This window comes from Chryseobacterium sp. 2987, assembly GCF_031456375.1.
GTDB lineage: Bacteria > Bacteroidota > Bacteroidia > Flavobacteriales > Weeksellaceae > Chryseobacterium > Chryseobacterium vaccae.
Genome location: NZ_JAVDUN010000002.1, coordinates 280,327 through 299,767 on the forward strand (window position 1 = coordinate 280,327; position 19,441 = coordinate 299,767).

The 19,441-nt window shown below is 38.5% G+C and carries 16 protein-coding genes; 4 read left to right on the plus strand and 12 right to left on the minus strand.

Going from position 1 to position 19,441, the window contains the following annotated elements:
• Window positions 1–257: 257 nt before the first annotated feature.
• The 9 genes from J2Y40_RS06355 to J2Y40_RS06395 all read right to left on the minus strand — a co-directional run bounded on the left by J2Y40_RS06355 (window position 258) and on the right by J2Y40_RS06395 (window position 12,928).
• Window positions 258–2,186, minus strand: a complete 1,929-nt coding sequence (locus J2Y40_RS06355) for a M1 family aminopeptidase (protein ID WP_309997845.1) — start codon at window positions 2,184–2,186, stop codon at window positions 258–260.
• A gap of 87 nt (window positions 2,187–2,273) precedes the next feature.
• Window positions 2,274–3,743, minus strand: a complete 1,470-nt coding sequence (gene dacB / locus J2Y40_RS06360; RefSeq protein ID WP_153399528.1) for a D-alanyl-D-alanine carboxypeptidase/D-alanyl-D-alanine-endopeptidase — start codon at window positions 3,741–3,743, stop codon at window positions 2,274–2,276.
• A 159-nt stretch (window positions 3,744–3,902) separates the two neighbouring features.
• Complete coding sequence (gene priA / locus J2Y40_RS06365) at window positions 3,903–6,350, minus strand: primosomal protein N' (protein ID WP_153399526.1); 2,448 nt, start codon at window positions 6,348–6,350, stop codon at window positions 3,903–3,905.
• A 177-nt stretch (window positions 6,351–6,527) separates the two neighbouring features.
• Complete coding sequence (locus J2Y40_RS06370; protein WP_309997847.1) at window positions 6,528–7,436, minus strand: AEC family transporter; 909 nt, start codon at window positions 7,434–7,436, stop codon at window positions 6,528–6,530.
• A gap of 227 nt (window positions 7,437–7,663) precedes the next feature.
• The gene (locus tag J2Y40_RS06375) at window positions 7,664–7,909 is read right to left on the minus strand and encodes a type II toxin-antitoxin system ParD family antitoxin (protein ID WP_309997850.1); all 246 of its coding nucleotides are present in this window, start codon (window positions 7,907–7,909) and stop codon (window positions 7,664–7,666) included.
• A gap of 106 nt (window positions 7,910–8,015) precedes the next feature.
• The gene (locus tag J2Y40_RS06380; RefSeq protein WP_309997852.1) at window positions 8,016–10,520 is read right to left on the minus strand and encodes a glycosyl hydrolase 2 galactose-binding domain-containing protein; all 2,505 of its coding nucleotides are present in this window, start codon (window positions 10,518–10,520) and stop codon (window positions 8,016–8,018) included.
• 67 nt (window positions 10,521–10,587) lie between these two features.
• Complete coding sequence (locus tag J2Y40_RS06385) at window positions 10,588–11,250, minus strand: copper homeostasis protein CutC (protein ID WP_153399520.1); 663 nt, start codon at window positions 11,248–11,250, stop codon at window positions 10,588–10,590.
• A gap of 14 nt (window positions 11,251–11,264) precedes the next feature.
• Window positions 11,265–11,825, minus strand: coding sequence for a hypothetical protein (locus J2Y40_RS06390; RefSeq protein ID WP_309997854.1), 561 nt, complete (start codon window positions 11,823–11,825; stop codon window positions 11,265–11,267).
• 107 nt (window positions 11,826–11,932) lie between these two features.
• Entirely contained in the window at window positions 11,933–12,928 is a 996-nt protein-coding gene (locus tag J2Y40_RS06395) for a N(4)-(beta-N-acetylglucosaminyl)-L-asparaginase (RefSeq protein WP_309997856.1), read from the minus strand.
• A 113-nt stretch (window positions 12,929–13,041) separates the two neighbouring features.
• Here J2Y40_RS06395 and J2Y40_RS06400 point away from each other — a divergent pair, with 113 nt between their 5' ends.
• From J2Y40_RS06400 to J2Y40_RS06415, 4 genes are all read left to right on the plus strand, one after another.
• Window positions 13,042–13,647: a Crp/Fnr family transcriptional regulator gene (locus J2Y40_RS06400; protein WP_185152033.1), complete on the plus strand. Its 606-nt coding sequence runs from the start codon at window positions 13,042–13,044 to the stop codon at window positions 13,645–13,647.
• 301 nt (window positions 13,648–13,948) lie between these two features.
• Window positions 13,949–14,242: a DUF3302 domain-containing protein gene (locus tag J2Y40_RS06405; protein ID WP_231128779.1), complete on the plus strand. Its 294-nt coding sequence runs from the start codon at window positions 13,949–13,951 to the stop codon at window positions 14,240–14,242.
• A 5-nt stretch (window positions 14,243–14,247) separates the two neighbouring features.
• Entirely contained in the window at window positions 14,248–15,405 is a 1,158-nt protein-coding gene (locus J2Y40_RS06410) for an HlyD family secretion protein (protein ID WP_153399512.1), read from the plus strand.
• Window position 15,406: 1 nt separating this feature from the next.
• A complete protein-coding gene (locus tag J2Y40_RS06415; RefSeq protein WP_309997859.1) occupies window positions 15,407–16,807 on the plus strand; it encodes a TolC family protein in 1,401 nt (466 codons plus the stop codon).
• Window positions 16,808–16,870: 63 nt separating this feature from the next.
• On the opposite strand, the gene J2Y40_RS06420 is transcribed toward J2Y40_RS06415, so the two are convergent.
• Genes J2Y40_RS06420 through J2Y40_RS06430 form a run of 3 tightly spaced genes read right to left on the minus strand, consistent with a single transcriptional unit; the run spans window position 16,871 to window position 19,376 of the window.
• Window positions 16,871–17,359, minus strand: coding sequence for a DUF6691 family protein (locus J2Y40_RS06420; protein WP_309997861.1), 489 nt, complete (start codon window positions 17,357–17,359; stop codon window positions 16,871–16,873).
• 18 nt (window positions 17,360–17,377) lie between these two features.
• Window positions 17,378–17,941, minus strand: a complete 564-nt coding sequence (locus J2Y40_RS06425; protein WP_153399506.1) for a YeeE/YedE family protein — start codon at window positions 17,939–17,941, stop codon at window positions 17,378–17,380.
• 19 nt (window positions 17,942–17,960) lie between these two features.
• Complete coding sequence (locus J2Y40_RS06430; RefSeq protein ID WP_309997864.1) at window positions 17,961–19,376, minus strand: MBL fold metallo-hydrolase; 1,416 nt, start codon at window positions 19,374–19,376, stop codon at window positions 17,961–17,963.
• Window positions 19,377–19,441 lie beyond the last annotated feature (65 nt).

The window sequence follows — 19,441 nt, forward strand, 5'->3', positions numbered from 1 at the left end:
TTTTTTTATTGAAAAATTAACAATCTCCAAGAACCTTAATACTAAAGTGGTTCAAACTTTTTTATTAAACCACAAAAGGCACAAAAGATCAAAATACCTTATTTAAAGTTGATCATTACTATGAAAAAAGAGAACACATAATCTTCAAAAATCTTTGATTTTTATTCTTTTGAGAACTTTTATGGTACCATAACATCTGTACAAATAGCTTTTGTTTCTTTTGTGGTTAGGTTTAAAATTAACCTTTTCTAATATTCTTAATGTTTTAAAAACTTTATATTTTTCTCTTGTATTGTGAAAATATAGGTTCCAGGCACCAGGTCTGAAACAGATACCGCTTTTTCCGGCTGGTAAGTTCCTTTTTTAACGAGCCTTCCGTCTGCAGTATGAATAGAAAACTCAGCAGTTCTGTGTATTCCTTTAATATAAAGCTCGTTTTTAGCAGGATTCGGATACAGTGCAAAATCTTCCTTTTCCACAGAAGAGACACTCAATGTATTATCCAGAACCACTGTAGAATTTTTCTCCAGAATCTGGTATTCATAATTGAACTGAATGCTTGCTACAGGAAAAGGTACTGTTTCTACAAATCCTTGGTTATTAAAGGTATTGTTCAAGATAAAATAAGCAGTTTCGCCAGCTGTTCCCGTAACTTTTATAGGCAAAGGCATTTCAAAAAAGCTAACTGTTGGTGAACTTTGAGTCTGGGAAACTTTAAACAGGAGCTGATTCCCGGTTTGCCTCCATTTTGTTGTATAGGACGGATAGCCTTCTCCATACAGCCAGTCATTAAAAAACTCTGTAAAATCTTTTCCTGTAGACTGAAGAAGTGAAGCTTTAAAATCCGAAGTTCTCACATAATTGTAAGCAAGAGCCGGCCTTGCATGGTATTCTCTGATGGCCTGATAAAAAGCCGTATCACCTAATATCCATTTGATCATTCTTAAAAGATAGGCTCCTTTAATGTATGACAATCTGTTATCGAAAACCCGCCCTACACTTGGCAGACCACCATCCGGTACATATACGCTTCCATCAGGAAAAGTTGTAATAATATTGATCTGGCTTATCAGGTAATTCATAAACTCAGCATGGGTCATGATCAATTTTTCATTGGAAACGTGTGTCCCGAATGTGGCAAACCCTTCATTCAACCAGATATCATTCCAGGCTCCGCAGGTAACTTTATCACCAAACCACTGGTGAGCGAGCTCATGGGCAATAAGATGTTTAGTCCAGCCTCCCATGGAGGTCATGGTCTGATGCTCCATTCCACCACCGTACTTAAATTCCATGTGCCCGTATTTTTCATTGCGGAAAGGATAAGGACCAAAATAGGTTTCAAAAGTATTCATGATTTGTTTGGTCCATTCTATATTATCCATGCTTGTTGTATTTCCATTGGTAGACGGATACACATAATTAACAAACGGAAATGGCGGATTGCCGATAGTACTGTTTATTTTAACAAAATTGGTAACAGAAAGCGCAATCAGATAAGCAGCTGTCGGATACATGGTTCTCCAGAAAGTCAGTTTCTGCCCTCCCGGAAGAGCGTTTTCAGACATGAGTTTTCCATTGGCGGCAACACTGTATTGGGAGGGAGTTGTAATTTTAAAATCAAACCGGTCGATTTTATCATTGAGGCTTTGTTTTGTCGGGAACCAATCCTGTGCGCCATAAGGCTCACTCAATGTTGAAAGAACCGGTACATCGCTCTGCAAACCAATTGAGAAAGCATTATATTCAGTAGATGGCGGTCCGGAATAATGAATTGTGAGAGAATCCAGTGTATTGGCAGGCACGGAAGCCGGAAAATCTATTTTTACTTCTTTGGTAGCCAGCTGCTGAAAAGGAATACTGACCCCGTGATATTGTACCTGGGAAACCGTAAGAACAGTTGTCAGGTCAAAATAAATACTGCTGATGGATTGATTAGGTTTAAAATGCGATGTAGCTGATCCGGTAATCATATGGTCTTCCGGATCTAAAGATACATCCAGCCTCTGGTACTGAAGATCATAGTTCAGGGTATTGGGATTGACGTTGAAAGTGGTCATTTTCTTGGAAAAAGCATTCATTTCCTTTGCGATCAGCCCTTTCATTTCAATGTTAGAATCCTGTTTCTGGCCATAAAACAGAGGAGAAACCAGTATACTTATGATTAAAAGATAAAATTTTATCATACTCAGATCATTAGATTTAACCAAAGATAAAAAAAACCTTCTAATCATTGATTAAAAGGCTTTTATATTATTGAAATAATTATTTTTCTACAGATCCAGAGCGGGTTCAAGAATTTTTTCCATTCTCTTCTTTACCATATCTACAGATCCTGAATAGTTGTTCACCATTAAAGAAAAAACCAGTGTTTTTCCTGAATTGGTCTTCAGGTATCCCGCTAAAGTTTTTACTTTATTCAGGGTACCTGTCTTAGCAAAAACCTGTCCGTTTCCTGTTCCGATAAACATTCTTTTCAGTGTACCGGACTGTCCGCCTACTGGCAGTGAGCTTAGGTAGGTTTTATAGTACTTTTCATCCATCAGAGAAGATAAAAACTTCACCTGAGAGATTGGTGTCACATTGTTGCTTCTTGAAAGTCCGCTTCCGTCCATATAAGTTAAACCAAGCATATCAAAATCTGATTCTTTCAAATGACTGGTTACGACCATTCTTCCTGATTCGGAGGTCTGGTCGCCCATTTTCTGGAAGCCTACCGTTTTCAACAACGCTTCGGCAAGCGAGTTGTCGCTGTGCTGGTTGGTGTAATAAATAATATCGGCTAAGGTTGGGGATTTATACGATGCAACCAGTTTTCTGCTTTCAGGGGTCGCATCTGTCATTTTAGGAGTTACCTTTCCAGTAACTGGAATTCCACCTTTTACCATGGTGGTTCTGAAGGTATTGGCCAGGTAAGCCGGAGCATCTGGCAATTTGGTGGTTAAAGTTCCGTTTCCGTCATATTTTTCGGCATAAACCATCTGATTGGCGTATGGAGAAACATAGAAGAACTTTTTTTCAGAGGAGAAACCTGCTTTTTTTACAATCAGCTTTTCGTTGGCTGGATTAATTTCCCGCGTAGTTCCTACAGGCAGATAGTAATTATTGTTTTCAAGCCATACAACATTTTCCGGAAGCCTTGTAATATTGCCTTTGAAAAGCGCTGTCTGAATGATAATATCACCATTTACCTTTCTGATTCCTTCGCGTGAAAGTCCGCCCATGAAGTCTGAAACAATGTCTCTGTATGACCAGGCACCTGCTTTATTGGTTCCCAGAGAAGGGTCGCCGCTGCCCACTACATAAAGATTTCCGTTCAGGGTGCCGTTTTCGTCAATCGTTCCTGAATATTCCAGCTGGGTCATCCATCGGTAGTTTTCACCTAATAAACTCATTGCTGTCTCTGTAGTCAGCAGTTTAGTAGTAGAAGCCGGAACCAAAGGAGAACTTTCGTTGTACGAAGAAATGACTTTCTTCGTTTTAGGGTCATACACTACGAATCCCCAATTTGCATTTTTCAGCACGGGATCCGCTACCATTGTGTTTACATTAATGTCTACAAGTTCTTTGGCTGACAAAACGGCTTTCTCTGCCACCGATGTGATGGGAGAAGGCAGATTCAAACTATTTTTCTGATTGTCGTAAGCCTGTGAGTAAAGAACAGTAGAAACGGTAGATTGAGCAAGGAAAAACCCAGAAGCCAATACCGCTGCACTTGAAATATATTTTCTGAAATTTACCATCTATCTTTTTTTGTTCTATAGTTTGACACCATAAAAAATGATGGATTACATCATTCAATAAAGAAGCCAAACATCTAATTAACGACCAAAAGTAGAAATTATTGTCAGATAAAGGGTCACTTACCCGTTATAAAAGACTGTAAATTTTGTTAAAAATTGTTAAAAATCAACAAAAACACCTTTTTTAATGCTTTGATAAGCAGTAATTTCATCAAATTCTTTCAAACTTAACAAAACCAAAGTTTTGAACTTTTCATAGTTCTTTCCACGTGGGAGTTTAAGCATAATCTGGAACTGATATAAATTATTTAATTTTCCGATCTGAGCTTTTTCCGGCCCCAGTACACAGTCTCCGGGAAGGTATTTCCTCAGAACAGAACCTAAAAACTGGGAAGCACGGTTGGCTTTATCTTCTCTTCTGTGTTTTAGCTCAATCATAATCAGTTTCGTGAACGGCGGGTAGTGAAATTTCTGACGTTCGGTAAGAATGTATTTGTAGATCTTCGCAGGATTATTCATTTTGATCAGCTGAAAGACCGAATGTTCCGGATTATAAGTCTGAATTAAGATTTTCCCTTTTCCGGAAACTCTTCCCGCTCTTCCGGAAACCTGCGTAATCAGCTGATAAGCTCTTTCTTCCGCTCTGAAATCCTGGACATACAATAGCGAATCTGCCTTGGGAATGGCTACCAGTTCAATATGATCGAAGTCAAGACCTTTGGAAATCATCTGAGTTCCGACTACGATATCCGTTTCTCTTTCTTCTATTTTCTCATAGAGTTTTTCGTAGGCGAATTTTTTACGCATGGAATCTACATCCATCCGATCTACTTCGTTTTCAGGAAACAACTTGGAAACTTCTTCATGAATCTGCTCCACTCCTACACCTCTTTCGTTAAGATTTTCGGAATAGCATTTCGGACAGGTTCTGGGTTTTGAAGCTTTTTGGCCGCAATAATGGCATTTCATTTCGTTAGCCGCTTTATGATACGTCATTACCACATCACAGTTTGAGCAGTAATTCACGTAACCGCAGGTCTCACATTCCACTACATTGGCATAACCGCGGCGGTTATGGAGTATGATGGTCTGATTTTTTTCAGCCAGTGTTTTTTTGATCTCATCAATTAAGTGTAAAGAAAAATTTCCGGAGACCTTTTTGGATTCCTGGGCTTCTTTAAAATTGATCAGCTCATATTCCGGCAGATTTACATTTCCGAATCTTTCATTCAGGAAAACATATTTCATTTTCTCTTTTCTGGCTGCGTAATAGCTTTCTACAGATGGCGTCGCTGATCCCAGAATCACTCCGGCTCTATAGAAATTCCCTAAAACCAAAGCAGCATCTTTTGCATTGAAATAAGGGGAAACTTCTCTCGGACGGTAAGCAGAATCATGTTCTTCGTCTACAATAATAAGTCCCAGATTCTGAAAAGGCAGGAACAGGGCATTTCTTGTCGCAATGAGAATTTTTATATCATTCTGTCTGATTCTGCGCCATACTTCCACCCGTTCAAAATCTGTAAGCTTCTGATGATAGAATCCGAGCAGTCTGCCATACTTTTTTTCAAGCCTTTGAGTGATTTGTTTGGTCAGAGAAATTTCAGGGAGGAGGAAAAGTACGTTTTTACCTTCGCTGATACATTCTTCAATTTTTTCAAGATAAATATGGGTTTTCCCGGAAGATGTCACTCCATGAAGCAATACATTCCGCCCTTCTTCAAATGCTTCATCAATTTCAGATTTAGCGATTTTCTGAGATTCGGAAAGCTCTTCAAGCTCTTCAATTTCTCCTTCATAGCTTTCAATCCTGTCCTTCTGCATATAATATTCTTCAACAAGACCTTTATCTGCAAGCGGTTTAAAATGAGAACTTCCAAAATAACCATCCTCAAAGAGTTCAGCTTTTTTAATAGGGATTTCAGGATGCTCTGTCTGCTTTTCCAGAATGGCAAGAAACAGATCTTTCTGCTTGGCAGCTCTGTTGAGTTTTATCAGAATATCCGTCAGATTCTGGTTCTTTAAAACCTCATCATTTATTTTAACATAGGCAACTTCCTTCGCTTTATATTTTTCCGCAACTTTCTCATCAATCTCAATATATTGCAGATCAATCAGGGAGTTGATCGTTTTAATAATTTCTTTCTTAGGAATAAAAGCTTCAATATCAGTAAGATTGATCAGCTGTCGGACCTCCAGAGCCTGGATAAGATACATTTCATTGACATCCAGGTTTTCAAAATCAACGGTTACATTGGGTTTTAATTTTAAGTACGTTTCACTTTCCAGCTTCAGGGAGGAAGGAAACGCAAATCTGTAGATTTCTCCTAATCCGCACAGATAATATTCCGAAAGCCATTTCCAGAAACGGATCTGTTCTTCAGGCAGGATCGGATTTTCATCAAGAATACTGATCACTTCCTTGGCAACAAAGCTTTCCGGAGCGTTGTCATGAAGTTCAAAAACAATTCCAGTATAGATTTTCTTCCCTCCAAATGGGACAAGAACACGCATTCCGGCCTGAATATTAGACATCAGTTCTTCGGGAACTTTATAGGTAAAAGATCCTTTCAAATTAAGTGGTAAAACAATCTGGGCGTACTGCAAGGGAAAATTTTAAAGTGTAAAATTAGATTTTTCTTCAGAGAACTGCAATTTTTATTGGAATTGAATCTTTACGTTTTCAAAATAATATTTTCACTAATTCAACATCTGCATCATCGAAAATAACAGTGTTGACTCTACTCTCTGAAAATAGGCAGTAAAAAGATTAATCTTTGCGTTTCAGAAAAGCAGTTCTGTAATCTGATACCACATTGCGGAGGTGATAAAGCCTACAATAATACTGACTCCAATGATGAGATTGGTGAGTTTTGTATTGAGACGGAACTGTTCAGCAATAATACTGGAAGTAACCAAAGTCGGCATGGCCGCTTCAAATATGGTGATCTTGGCAACATCTCCTTTTATTCCCAAAAGTAAAGCCATCCCCAAAACAAGGGCCGGCGCCAGAATCAATTTATAAAGCATGGATGCGGACATTTGCGGAATTAACTTTTTCCAACCGTTGAATTTCAGCTGCAATCCTACTGAAAACAAAGCCAAAGGGCTTACTGTTGCTGCCAGTTTATCAAAGAAAGGTTCTGCAAAAGTGAAATCGATGAACTGTGAGAGTACCAAAGCAGATATACAACCAATAAGCGGAGGAAATGTGATCAGTCTTTTTAAAATAAATACAGCGCTTACTTTTCCGGATCTGCTTCCGCCTTTTACTGCGGCAATAATTCCTAATGTTGAAAGGGCAAAAAACATGGTCTGATCACAAATGATGGCGATACTCAGGAGACTTTCCCCGTAAAAAGCACTGATCAACGGAAACCCGATGAAAGAAGTGTTGCTATAACCGCTAGCCAGTTCAAGGGTACTTCTGGAACGCCTTGAATAACCTCTGCTTTTGCTGTAAAACATCATAAAAAAGAAACAGAACACGGAGATCAGAAAAGTAGCTGCAATAGGAAACAGCATTTCTGTAGTCCATTTTACTTTAGGCAGATATTTGAAAGAAACTGCCGGCAGGGCAAGATAAAGAATCCAGGTATTAATGCCTTTATGGGCATCGGGGTGGATAGATTTTGTTGCTTTGAATATCATTCCTGCTATAATGCACACTGCAATCAGAACAAAATTTACCATAACGTTAAAGAAATATTCTGCAAATTTACGGCTGATTTTTCAGTTGGAGGAGTAATATTTATATTTTTTCGGGTATGATTGCAACCAGATTAAATATGAAGGATCATTATTTTTTCTTAAATAATCCAACATAATATCAGCCTGCGAATCAGACCAAAATTCATAGGCATATTCATAAATTCTGGAAAGATCCTCAACTGCTTTATTACTTAAGAAAAATTGAGCCATTATTTTTTCATTTTAGCTTTCAATAATTCCAAATGCTTTTCAGGGTTGAAATCAGAGGCAATACCACTGTCTAATCCTTCCTGAATTGCATTTTTTAAAAGTTGAATTTTATTTTCTTCTTCTTCAAGTAATCTTAATCCTGCACGAATAACTTCACTAATATTTTTATATCTTCCTTCAGCAACTTTATGATCTACAAAATCTTCAAAATAGTCTCCCAGAGAGACGGAGGTATTTCGTCCCATTTTATTACATTTTTAAAACCAATCAATCAAACTTACCAATTTTTGGTAACCAAATCAATTTTTTATTGAAATAATTGTTTGAGTTTAATTATTTACCATTTAAATTCTATTCTCTCAATGCATCCCAAAGGCTCATTATGTCAACTTTATCCAATGGTTTTGGAAGTGTGATTTTTTTTGAGGTATTAGGCAGCAGATCGAAGAAGTTATCACTGAAATGAGTGTCTCCCATCAGGTAAACATCTTTGGCAAGAACGTCTGTAGAAATTTCAATTTCTGTTGGGGAAATCTGTTTAACCTGAAGATTAGGTTTTGTAAGTTTCATTTCGTTGGGTTTGGAAAAGAAATGAATATTCTGTGCAATCGTTTTCCCATTTCCGTCTTTTAATGTCAATTGTAAAAATGTTTTATTTTTATCGATTTCAGGAATCAGGTTTTCAATTTCAACCGGATCGAATTTAATGATACTTTCCAGTACTTTCCCATCCGGAGCGGAGTTGATATCCGCTAAAATTTTTCCAACAAAATTTACAACTCTGATTTCAATATTAACATCATCAAATCGATCCAAACCGTCATTAACTGCATAAAAATTTAAAATTCCGTCTTTTTCTTCTGTCAAAATTACTTGTTGCTCAAAACTTCGTTTCATCTGATAATGAAGAGCTTTCCAGTTTCCAAGATAATCTATGGAAGACCATGAAACGACAGGCCAGCAGTCGTTCAGCTGCCAGTATAAAGTTCCCATATTGTAAGGTTTTGCCCGGCGGTGGGCTTCTATGGCAATCTTCATTCCGCGGGCCTGCAACAACTGGGAAATATAATTGTATTTCACAAAGTCTTCGGAAATTTTATAATCCCGTTTCATATATCCGTTGATGATTTCCCATCCTCTGGAATGTTTTTCATGGGCTTTAACGACAGGATTTTGCAGTTTTAAGTCAGGAGTTCCTGAAAACATGGATTTTACCGCTTCTAAAGATGGCATTCCCTGAAACCCGTATTCTGACATAAAGCGTCCTACTTTATCATTATAGATTTCAAAAGGCTGTTCACCCCACCATACACCCCAATAATGGGAATCCCCTTCTGTAAGGCTTTCTTTGTGACCCCATCCTATTGACGGAGAGCTCGGCCAGTATATATTTCTGTCTGGGGTAAGGTTTTCTTTCAGGGTATTGGGAATTACTTCATGGAAAAGTTTTCTGTAATCTTTCCATACCTGCAGTGAATCATTTTTTGAATATTTAAACTGTTTCTGATAGCCCCAGTTGACAATGGCTTCATCAATTTCGTTATTACCACACCATAAAGCTACTGACGGATAGTTCTGCAATCTGCGGGCCTGATCTTTCACTTCTTCTTTTACATTCTTCAGGAAATGATCATCAGCCGGATAAAAACTTCCTGCAAACATGAAATCCTGCCAGACCAGAATTCCATTTTCATCACAGGCTTTATAGAATTCATCATCTTCATAAATTCCACCACCCCAGATGCGGATCATATTCATGTTGGCATCTTTGGTATCTTTGATGAGCTTGCGGTATTTTTCTTTGGTGATCCTTGGTGAAAAGCTGTCTCCAGGAATCCAGTTGGTTCCTTTTGCATATAAAGGTTTTCCGTTCACTTTAAAATAAAATGATTTTCCTTTTCCATCCTTTTCCTGAACCAATTCTACCGTTCTGAGACCATATCTTACATCGCTGTCTTTTATAATCCACCCTCCCTTATATTTATACAGTGTAATTTTCGTTCTTATTAAATTGGGTTTTCCCCATCCGTTGGGCTGCCACAACTTTGGTTTTTTAATGGTGTAGGGAACAGCAATGGTATTCAATCCTTTTTTAAGGTTAAAGCGGTGTATTCCTTTGTTGATATTAATTCCTACATAATATTCCCCTTCTTCTTCAGCAAAGATTTCCATATTAAAAGAAATTTTAGCCAGTGAATCCGTTACTGTATGCTGCTGAACCTGGATATTATTTACTTTGGCGCGGCTCCAGAATTCCAGTTTTACGTCTTTCCAGATTCCGGCGGTTACCAGTCTTGGGCCCCAGTCCCATCCAAACTGATATTGTGCTTTTCTTACAAAACTTCTCGGAGACTCAGGCATGGTGAACGGAACTTTTTCAGCAAGCTTTTTTCCTTCTTTAACGGATGATTTGAATTTAACTTTCAGTTCATTATCGCCTTCTTTTAAAAATTCTTTCACCGTAATTACCCACTTCCTGAACATATTATCTGTTTTTGTCAGCAGTTTTCCGTTCAGATAGATCTCTGAAAACGTATCCAGTCCGTTGAATACAAGATCGATGTGCTGTTTTGTCAATTCTTTTTGAGAAATACTGAACCGGGTCTGGTATTCCCAGTCTTCGTTTTCTATCCACTGTACTTTTTTTTCATTTTCATCTTTGAAAGGATCGGGAATGATGTTGCTATCCATCAGATCAAGATGAACAGTACCCGGAACTTTTGCAGCCAGCCACTTCTTTTCTTTTACATTTTTAAACTGCCATTTCTCAGAAGACAGGCTGCGTTCTGAAAACTGTGCAGAAGCAATGTTCTGAAGGAAGAGAAATATAAAAAGAAAAAAAGTAGTTTTATTCATCGGTAAGTTTGTTTACGATTCTGTGGATTCCGTATTTGATCTTCTCAAGTAGGCCCTATCGCTAAGATTATTTATTTTTCAATGCAATAACTTCATCAGGATTGGCCATGGAACCTCCATCTGTAATCGCTGAAGAATGGAAATAACCGGCTTTTGTAAAGTCTCTGATTTCTTCAATATTAATGGAACGAAGTCCGCCGCCGACAAGGATTTCTATTCTTCCATCGGAAAGCTCAACCAGCTTTTTCAGGTTTTCCATTCCTTCTGAAACATTAGGCTTCTGCCCTGAAGTCAGAATGGTTTTAAAACCACAGCTTATCACTTTTTCCAGAGATTCTTCCAGACTCTTCGCTCTGTCGAAGGCACGGTGAAAAGTACACGGAAGCGGTTCTGCCAATTCAACCAATGTCTTATTTTGTTCAATATTTACTTCATCATTTTCATCCAGAATCCCGAATACAAAACCGTCTACATTTAAAGATTTTAGTTGCAGCAAGTCTGTTTTCATCTGTTCAAATTCAACTTCTGAATAGGTAAAATCTCCTCCTCTTGGGCGAATCATCACAAAAACAGGAATGTCAATCTCTGTTCTGAGCTCTTTTGTTATTTCAAAATCCGGAGTTGTTCCTCCCTCGCTTAATCCGTCACATAATTCTATTCTGTCTGCTCCGTTTTCAAAAGCAATGATTGCTGATTCGGGATTGAAACATGCTATTTCTATTTTTGACATTTTATTTTTTTGATTTAATTTGAGTGATCTTCAAGAACGTCTGCAATCAGGAATTTGCCATCTTCTTTTACAACCTTGACCTGACTGGGATATTTTGCTTTAAATCCATCATCATTTAAAACGACATTGAACAGGTATGAATCTTTTGAAGAAGACTTCAGTTCACAGCTTCCAACCTCAACATTGATCCAGTCCTGTCCGGAAATAAGAAACCCGGAACCAACTCCTGCTTTCTTGGTATCAAATTTAGTTTTCCATTTATCCTGAAATTCCTTTTCCGTAAGACTTCCGTCAACATCCATATCCACATTCATGGCATCGGTTTTATACTCGTAATAATCTTTGGTCGTTATTTTCTGCATCGCTTTATCCATGCTGCCAAGATCAGTTTTAAAATAGGCTATGATATTTTCTTTCAGCCACTTTTGTGCTGCCTGAGATTCATCTTCGGTATTTTCTGCTGCTACATTTTCTTTTACCTCTACTTTTTGTGGTTCATCCTTCGCCATAAGTTCTTTCTTCTCTTCTTTACAGGCTATTACTAAAAATAAGGATGCGATAATCGTTCTTTTCATGTGTTCTTGATCATTAAAATTTTAAACGGGATTTAGTCCGTTTCTATTGAATATATTATTCCGGATACTGGTTCCGCTGATTTAAAAAAGACTAACCTTTAATTCTTTTATTTCAAGGCAAATTCCGGTTTTTCAAGGCGGTTTCCTTTCTGATCGTAAACAGCAAAGTTAAACCCGTCCTGAATGCAGTAAGAACCATATTCTCCTTTTTTATTTAAGGCAATAAAGCCTACCTGAATATCTTTAAGATTTTTATTTCTTCTCTGATCGATCTTTACAATTCTTTCCACAGCTTCTTTACAGGCCTGTTGAGGGTTCCGGCCCTGTCTCATCAGTTCTACAACCAGGTGAGTTCCTACTGTCCTGATTACTTCTTCTCCATGCCCCGTCGCAGTAGCAGCTCCCACTTCATTGTCTACAAACAATCCGGCACCTATAATGGGTGAATCTCCTACTCTTCCGTGCATTTTGAAGGCCATTCCACTGGTGGTACATGCTCCTGACAGATTTCCCTGTGCATCCAGGGCGATCATTCCTATGGTATCGTGATTTTCAATATTGGCAACGGGCTTATACTGGCTTGTTTTCAGCCATTCTTTCCATTCTTTTTCTGAATCCGGAGTGAGAAGGTTTTCTTTTTTAAAGCCTTGTGATAAAGCAAACTGTAATGCGCCATCTCCTACCAGCATAACGTGTGGTGTTTTCTCCATTACGGCTCTGGCAACAGAAATCGGATTTTTGATGTATTCCAAAGCGGCAACTGAGCCAATATTATAGTTTTCATCCATGATACAGGCATCCAGCGTTACCCTTCCATCTCTGTCCGGACGTCCGCCATAACCAACACTTCTTTCTTTGGGATCTAACTCTACAAGGCGAACTCCTTTTTCAACGGCATCCAGTGCTTTTCCTCCCCTTCCAAGTATGGTCCAGGCTTCTTCATTGGCTTTCAGTCCGAAATTCCAGGTGGACAGGACTATTGGCTTATTTAAGGGTTTATTATTTTCAGGTAATTCGCCAGCCATTAAATCTAACGGGTTTACCGCAAGTGCTGCTGTTGCTATTCCCAGTTTTTTGATAAAGCTTCTTCGGTTATTGCTCATGGTATCTAAGAATTATATAATACCTCACAAATATCTTAAAAAAACTTCAATGAAATCTGTAAAATAGGCTAACTAAATTTTCATATTATTTTTTATTTATCTTTACTCCTGTAATGGACACCTTTAAAACTTTCAGGAGTATTGCTTTCTTTCAGGAATTATCTGATGAAGAAATTAATGTTCTGGTAAGTATCAGTACTCCCCGGCTTCTTCGTAAGAAAGAAAAGCTTGCAGAACCAGGCAGATCTTTCGATCAGCTGTTTATACTTTCCAATGGACTATTAAGGTTTTTCTTTGATGATGAAAATGGGGTTGAGAGTAATTTATTCTTACCTTCGGAGAGAGAAGCTGCCATTATGGAAAGCCCGGAATCCTATTCTGATGAACATGAAAGAAAATATACGATAGAAGCTGTTATTGAAACCCAAATTTTCATGTTTAATAAAAATGAATTTGAAGAAAAGGCATTTCAGTACAGAGGTATTTACAATATGTATCTGAAGTCTCTGAAGCAAATCATCAGCATCTTAAAAGTACGCACAGAACAGTTTTGTTCTACCTCTCCGCATTCCCGTTATGAAGAATTTCTGGAATCGCGTCCTTTTACTTCCCAGAATGCCAGCAGAAAGTACATTGCTAACTTTCTCGGAATTACTCCCAACTCTCTTTCACGCATGACCGCCCGGATTCATAAAAAAAGAAACGAAAGAAAAAAATAACTTAGGAATACTTTTTCCCGTTTTATTCAGTCTAATTTTGCTTACTCAAAATACTATTACCCAAACAATTAAAAGCAAAATGAGAAAAACATCACCTAAAAACAAAATATTATTGAATAATCTTTAGTCTTTCAAAGATTTAGAGTAGCCAGCCGAATATTCATTAACGGATTGGCTGCAACGCCTTGTTTTACAATTTAATTTCATTATTACCTTATATCATTATTATTTTATGCAAAGAATATCCTTACTTCTCTGCCTGTTATTTTCATGCAATTTTGTTCATGCATCAACAGGTCATATGGAAGACACTATAGCTGATGCCGCTTCATGGCTCATTTTACTGATTTTACCTCTTGCTGGTATTTACCTTTTCTGGAAAGCTCATATTTATCCGGAAAAAGTGGCTGAGAAAAAGAATCATCCTCAGTTAAAAGCAATTAAAAGTATGTGCCTTCTTTCACTGATTTTCGGAGGTCTGCTGTGGCCCGCTGCTTTAATCTGGGCCAATTATGAATACGGGAATCAGAATACCCCGGAAGAAGACAGTGCTATTACCGAAGAAGAAGAAAAATTAGAAATAACAGAAAATTAACACTCATGCTTGAATTACTCATCGCCATATATGCCGGAATCTGCTGGCTGCTTATTAAAAAATTAAAACTTATTCCCTGGACATTCACAACTCAGGTTGTTGTTTATTCCCTTCCTATTTTTGGCTCTATTGCTTTAATATTAAGCCTCAATTATTTTTGTCCCATTACCTCAGATGTAAAGGTAGGAAACCGAAGTGTGGACATAACCACTCAGGTTCTGGGAAAGGTAAAGAAGGTGTATGTAACCACCAATCAGGAAGTAAAAAAAGGAGATACTTTATTTGTACTGGACAGGGAACCTTACGTACAGGAAATCAAATCTCTGGAGGCAAAACTCAGCAATATGAAAGCCACGGTAAGCTCTTATAATACAGATATTTCTGCATCCAGAAAAAACATTGCAGGACTTCAGTATCAGCTGGATCTGGCGAATAAGAGAGTGGCTCAGTATCAGGAATTGGTACAGGCCGGAGCAGCCAACAAATTTGATCTGGAACAGGCCATTACCAATGTACGTGATCTTCAATCACGTATCAGTGCAGCCCAATCACAACAGCAATCTCTGGAAACGAAATCCAATGCATCTTATAACGGTGAAAATTCATCGGTTTCGGAAATCCAGGCTAAACTGGATCAGGCTAAATGGAATCTTTCCCAAACGGTTGTTTTAGCTCCTACAGACGGGGTTATTCCCAATGTTCAGCTTAATGAAGGGGCTATCATGGCTCCTTTTAAATCAGCTTTTGTTTTAATTCAGAAGCAGCAGTCTGTTATTGGATTTTTTGCGCAAAACGAACTTGAAACGGTAAAAAAGGGGGATGAAGTTGAACTAGCCCTTAAAACAGAACCGGGTAAGGTGGTTAAAGCCAGACTTGAGTATGTAATTGATGCAACAAGCCAGGGAATTATGAACAATGCCGGAGGAATGCTTGGAGGAAACGGCTCTACCGCAGGGCTTCCTGATACTGCGAGACAATTACCGGAGACCGATGGAAAACTTATCGCAAAATTTGTACTGGAAGATGACCAGAAGCAGCTTACCGTTGGAGCCAGAGGAACTGCAGTGATTTATTCCGATCATATCAAACCGTTACATCTTATCCGAAAAGTAATGGTCCGTGTGAACAGTAAAATCAACTTCCTGATCCCAAAACTTCATTAATATGTATAGAAAGTTAATTATACTTGGGATCCTTTCTGTAGGTTTAACATCCTGCATAGGCTACAAAGAGCCTACCAAAGAAAATATAAACCAGCTTAAGGAAAACAGTGAAATCGCTGCTCATGTAACTATTCCCGATGACTGGATCTTCGACAGGGAGACTAATTCCAGGTCACTATCTTATGGATGGATTACAGATCTTAAAACGCCTCAGCTGGAAATACTGATTAAGGAAGGAATGCTGTACAATGCAGATCTTATTATTGCCAGAGAAAAGCTTAACCAGATTGAACTGGCTATGGAAATTGCGGGAAGCAATCTTTATCCGAGCGTCAGTGCTGTTGCCAACACCTCTAATAATCTGGTGAGTGAAAGCCAGATCCGGCGTCTTGCTTTAAAAGCCAGCTGGGAAATAGATCTGTGGGGTAAAAATAAATCAGCTCAAATGGCCAGCATAAGTGATTATTTTTCTGTGAAACATCAGAATACTCTGTTACATCAGTCCATAGCTGCGATGATTGCTAAAGCCTATTACCTGAATATTGCAGGAAACATTCAGGAGGATAAAATAGAAAGTTATATTCAGCAGACAAAGGAGCTGGAAAAGCTCTATATGATCCAGAAAAAAGTAGGAACAGCCAATGCTCTGGATCTGTCTAATATTTCTGCGGAAATTATTTCCCTGGAGGGCTATCTGGAAAAGATCAGAAATGCCAATACCCAATCCAGAAGATCTCTTGAGCTTCTCACCGGAAGATATCCGGAAGGAAAACTGGCCACACAACATTCTTTTGAGCCTGTAGAAAATGATATCCCTGAATCTTTCCCACTGGAATTATTAGAAAACAGATCAGATATACAGGCTTATCATTTCCAGATAGAAAAAGTTTTTTATGAAGTACAGCAGGCCAAAGCTGCCAGGCTTCCATCACTTACCATAAGTTCTTCTCTGGGAACAGCAGGCAGCAATGTAGAAGCTATCAACTCTATATTTTCCAATCCGCTGCTCCGGGTAGGCGGAGGACTTGTTTCTCCTTTGTTCAACGGCGGAAAACTGAAAAAGAATGTGGAAATAAAGAATTCCCGGCAGAAACAGGTTGTTGAAGAATATTCAAAGGCTGTTCTGAACGCATTGAACGAAGTGGAATCTTCATTAGCTAATTTACAGTCTGTTGAAAAGCAGATGAGTTATAACCGCAAAGCCATTGATGAACTGAAAAATAATATTAATCTCACCCGAAAGCAGATTAAAGTGGGAACCAATAACAGTTTTGTACTGATCAGAAAACAGAGGGATCTTCTTAAAAATGAAATGAACCTCATCAATCTGGAACTTCAGGACAAAATGGAACGGATTAATCTTTATATGGCTTTAGGAGCAAAAAACTTCATTTATTCATAATTTTATACATCAAAAAAGACTGTCGAAGATCATCGGCAGTCTTTTTTGATTAAACCCTTATCACTAATGGGGTAACTTATCTCTGAAATATCCATAAACCCATGTTCCGGCAATGGCACTCAATAAAGTAACGCTTACAGCCAATGCTCCCGTTCCGATCTGGGCAAAAAGAGGTCCCGGACAGGCTCCTGTAATAGCCCATCCAAAGCCAAAAATAATTCCACCGTAGATCTGCCCTTTACTGAACTTTTTGGATGCTATTGTAATGGGTTCACCATAAATCGTTTTAATTTTAAACTTTTTGATCAGCCAAACGGAAATTATTCCCACTAAAACCGCACTACCAATGATTCCGTACATGTGGAACGACTGCAGGCGGAACATTTCCTGTATTCTGAACCAGCTGATCACTTCGGCTTTTACGAAGATAATTCCGAAAATAATTCCGGCAGCGAGATATTTAAGATGATGATACCATTTGTGGTCAAGATTGGTCTCATTGGTGCAAACGACATCCTGATGACGGATATCCTGTTCTTTTTCTTTTATCATGAGTACTATCTGTTTAAATTATAATGAAAGAATAAAAGGTAATATCAAGTTAGCCATTAAAAACCCACCAATCATAAAGCATATGGTTGCCACCAATGACGGCCATTGCAGATTTGAAAGTCCCATAATCGCATGACCACTTGTGCAGCCTCCTGCATATCTGGTTCCAAACCCCACAAGAAATCCGCCGATGACCATCATGATAAATCCTCTCAGGGTAAAAAGACTTTCAAAATTCATCAGCTGACCGGGAACGAGATTGCTATAATCTGTAATTCCATAGCCTGCCAGCTCAGTTTTCAGTTCCGGATTTACGGTAATTTCTCCAGGATTGAGAAGAAATTGAGAAGCGATCAGTCCTCCGAAGAAAATTCCGAGCACAAAAAACAGGTTCCAGGCTTCTTTTTTCCAATCATACTTAAAGAAGTTGATTCCGGCAGGAACACAGGCGGCACAAATATGTCTCAGTGATGAACTGATCCCGAAAGATTTATTTCCGAGGATAAGAAGAGCGGGAACGGTAAGCCCAATCAAAGGTCCTGCTATATACCAGGGCCAAGGTTCTTTTATAATCTCCAACATAAATATTTTATTTTTAATCTTATTGGTTTAAAATTTTAGACGGGCATACGAAATTACTTTTCGGAATACCGGTTTCTGCAATAGCATTGAATCCTCCTTCAATATCGGTAAAATTTCTGTATCCCCTTACCTGAAGAATTCCGGCTGCGATCATACTTCTATACCCTCCGGCGCAGTGCAGATAAAAATGTTCTTCGGGATCTATTTCACCAATCCATTCATTGATATAGGCCAGAGGTCTGCTATATGCCCCTTCGATATGTTCTGCATCGTATTCGCTTTCCTTTCTTACATCGATGATCTTAGTATATTTTCCTTTTATTTCTTTCTCAAACTGTTCTGCTGTGATACGGTTGACAGCGTCTATTTCTCTTCCGCTGTTTTTCCAGGCGTTAAAACTTCCTTTCAGAAAACCCAGGACATTATCAAAACCAACACGACTGAGTCTGGTAACCGATTCTTCTTCGTTTTCTTCATCTGCAACCAGCAGTATTGGCTGGCTTACATCTGCAATCAGTGCTCCTGCCCATGGTGCAAAATCACCGTCAAGACCTATATTTATGGATTGCGGTATAAAACCTTTGGCAAATTTTCTGTTATTTCTTACATCTACAATTAAGGCACCGGACGCTTCCGCTATTTCTTCAAACTGTTGTGGTGATAAGGCATGCAGACTTTTAGACAATACCTCATCAAAGCTGCTGTACCCTTTTTTATTCATCACTACATTCATTCCGAAGTAAGCAGGTGGTGGCAGCAATCCATCAAGAACTTCTCTGATGAATGATTCTTTATCCGGCTGATTCAGAGCATAATTCGTTTTTTTCTGATTCTCCAGAGTATCTGCCGTTTCTTTCTGCATATTTTTACCACATGCTGAGCCTGAACCGTGTGCCGGATATACCATAATATCTCCGTTTAAAGGAAGAATCTTCTGATATAAACTGTCATACAGCAATCCTGCCAGCTCTTCCGGGGTCATATCGGCAGCTTTCTGGGCCAGATCCGGACGCCCTACATCTCCCAAAAATAAGGTATCTCCGCTAAATAACGCTTTTTCTTTTCCTCCTTCATCAATCAGCAGATAAGAAGCACTTTCCAGAGTATGTCCCGGGGTATGCAATACTTTTATTCTGATTTTCCCGATTTCAAATACTTGTCCGTCTTCAGCAATGACCGCCTCAAATTCCGGTTCTGCAGAAGTCCCATAGACGATAGGAGCTCCGGTTTCTCTGCTCAGGTCTATATGTCCGCTTACAAAATCTGCATGAAAATGGGTTTCAAAAATATATTTCAGTTTTACGCCATCTTTTTTCAACTTTTCCAGATAGGGTTTTGTTTCACGTAACGGATCAATAATAGCCGCTTCACCTTCTGATACAATATAATAAGCTCCTTGTGCCAGACATCCTGTATAAATCTGTTCTATTTTCATATTTCTTTGTTTTTTAATCATTCAAATTTCCGGCTTTCCGGTTTCCTGTACAGCTACTTTTGTTA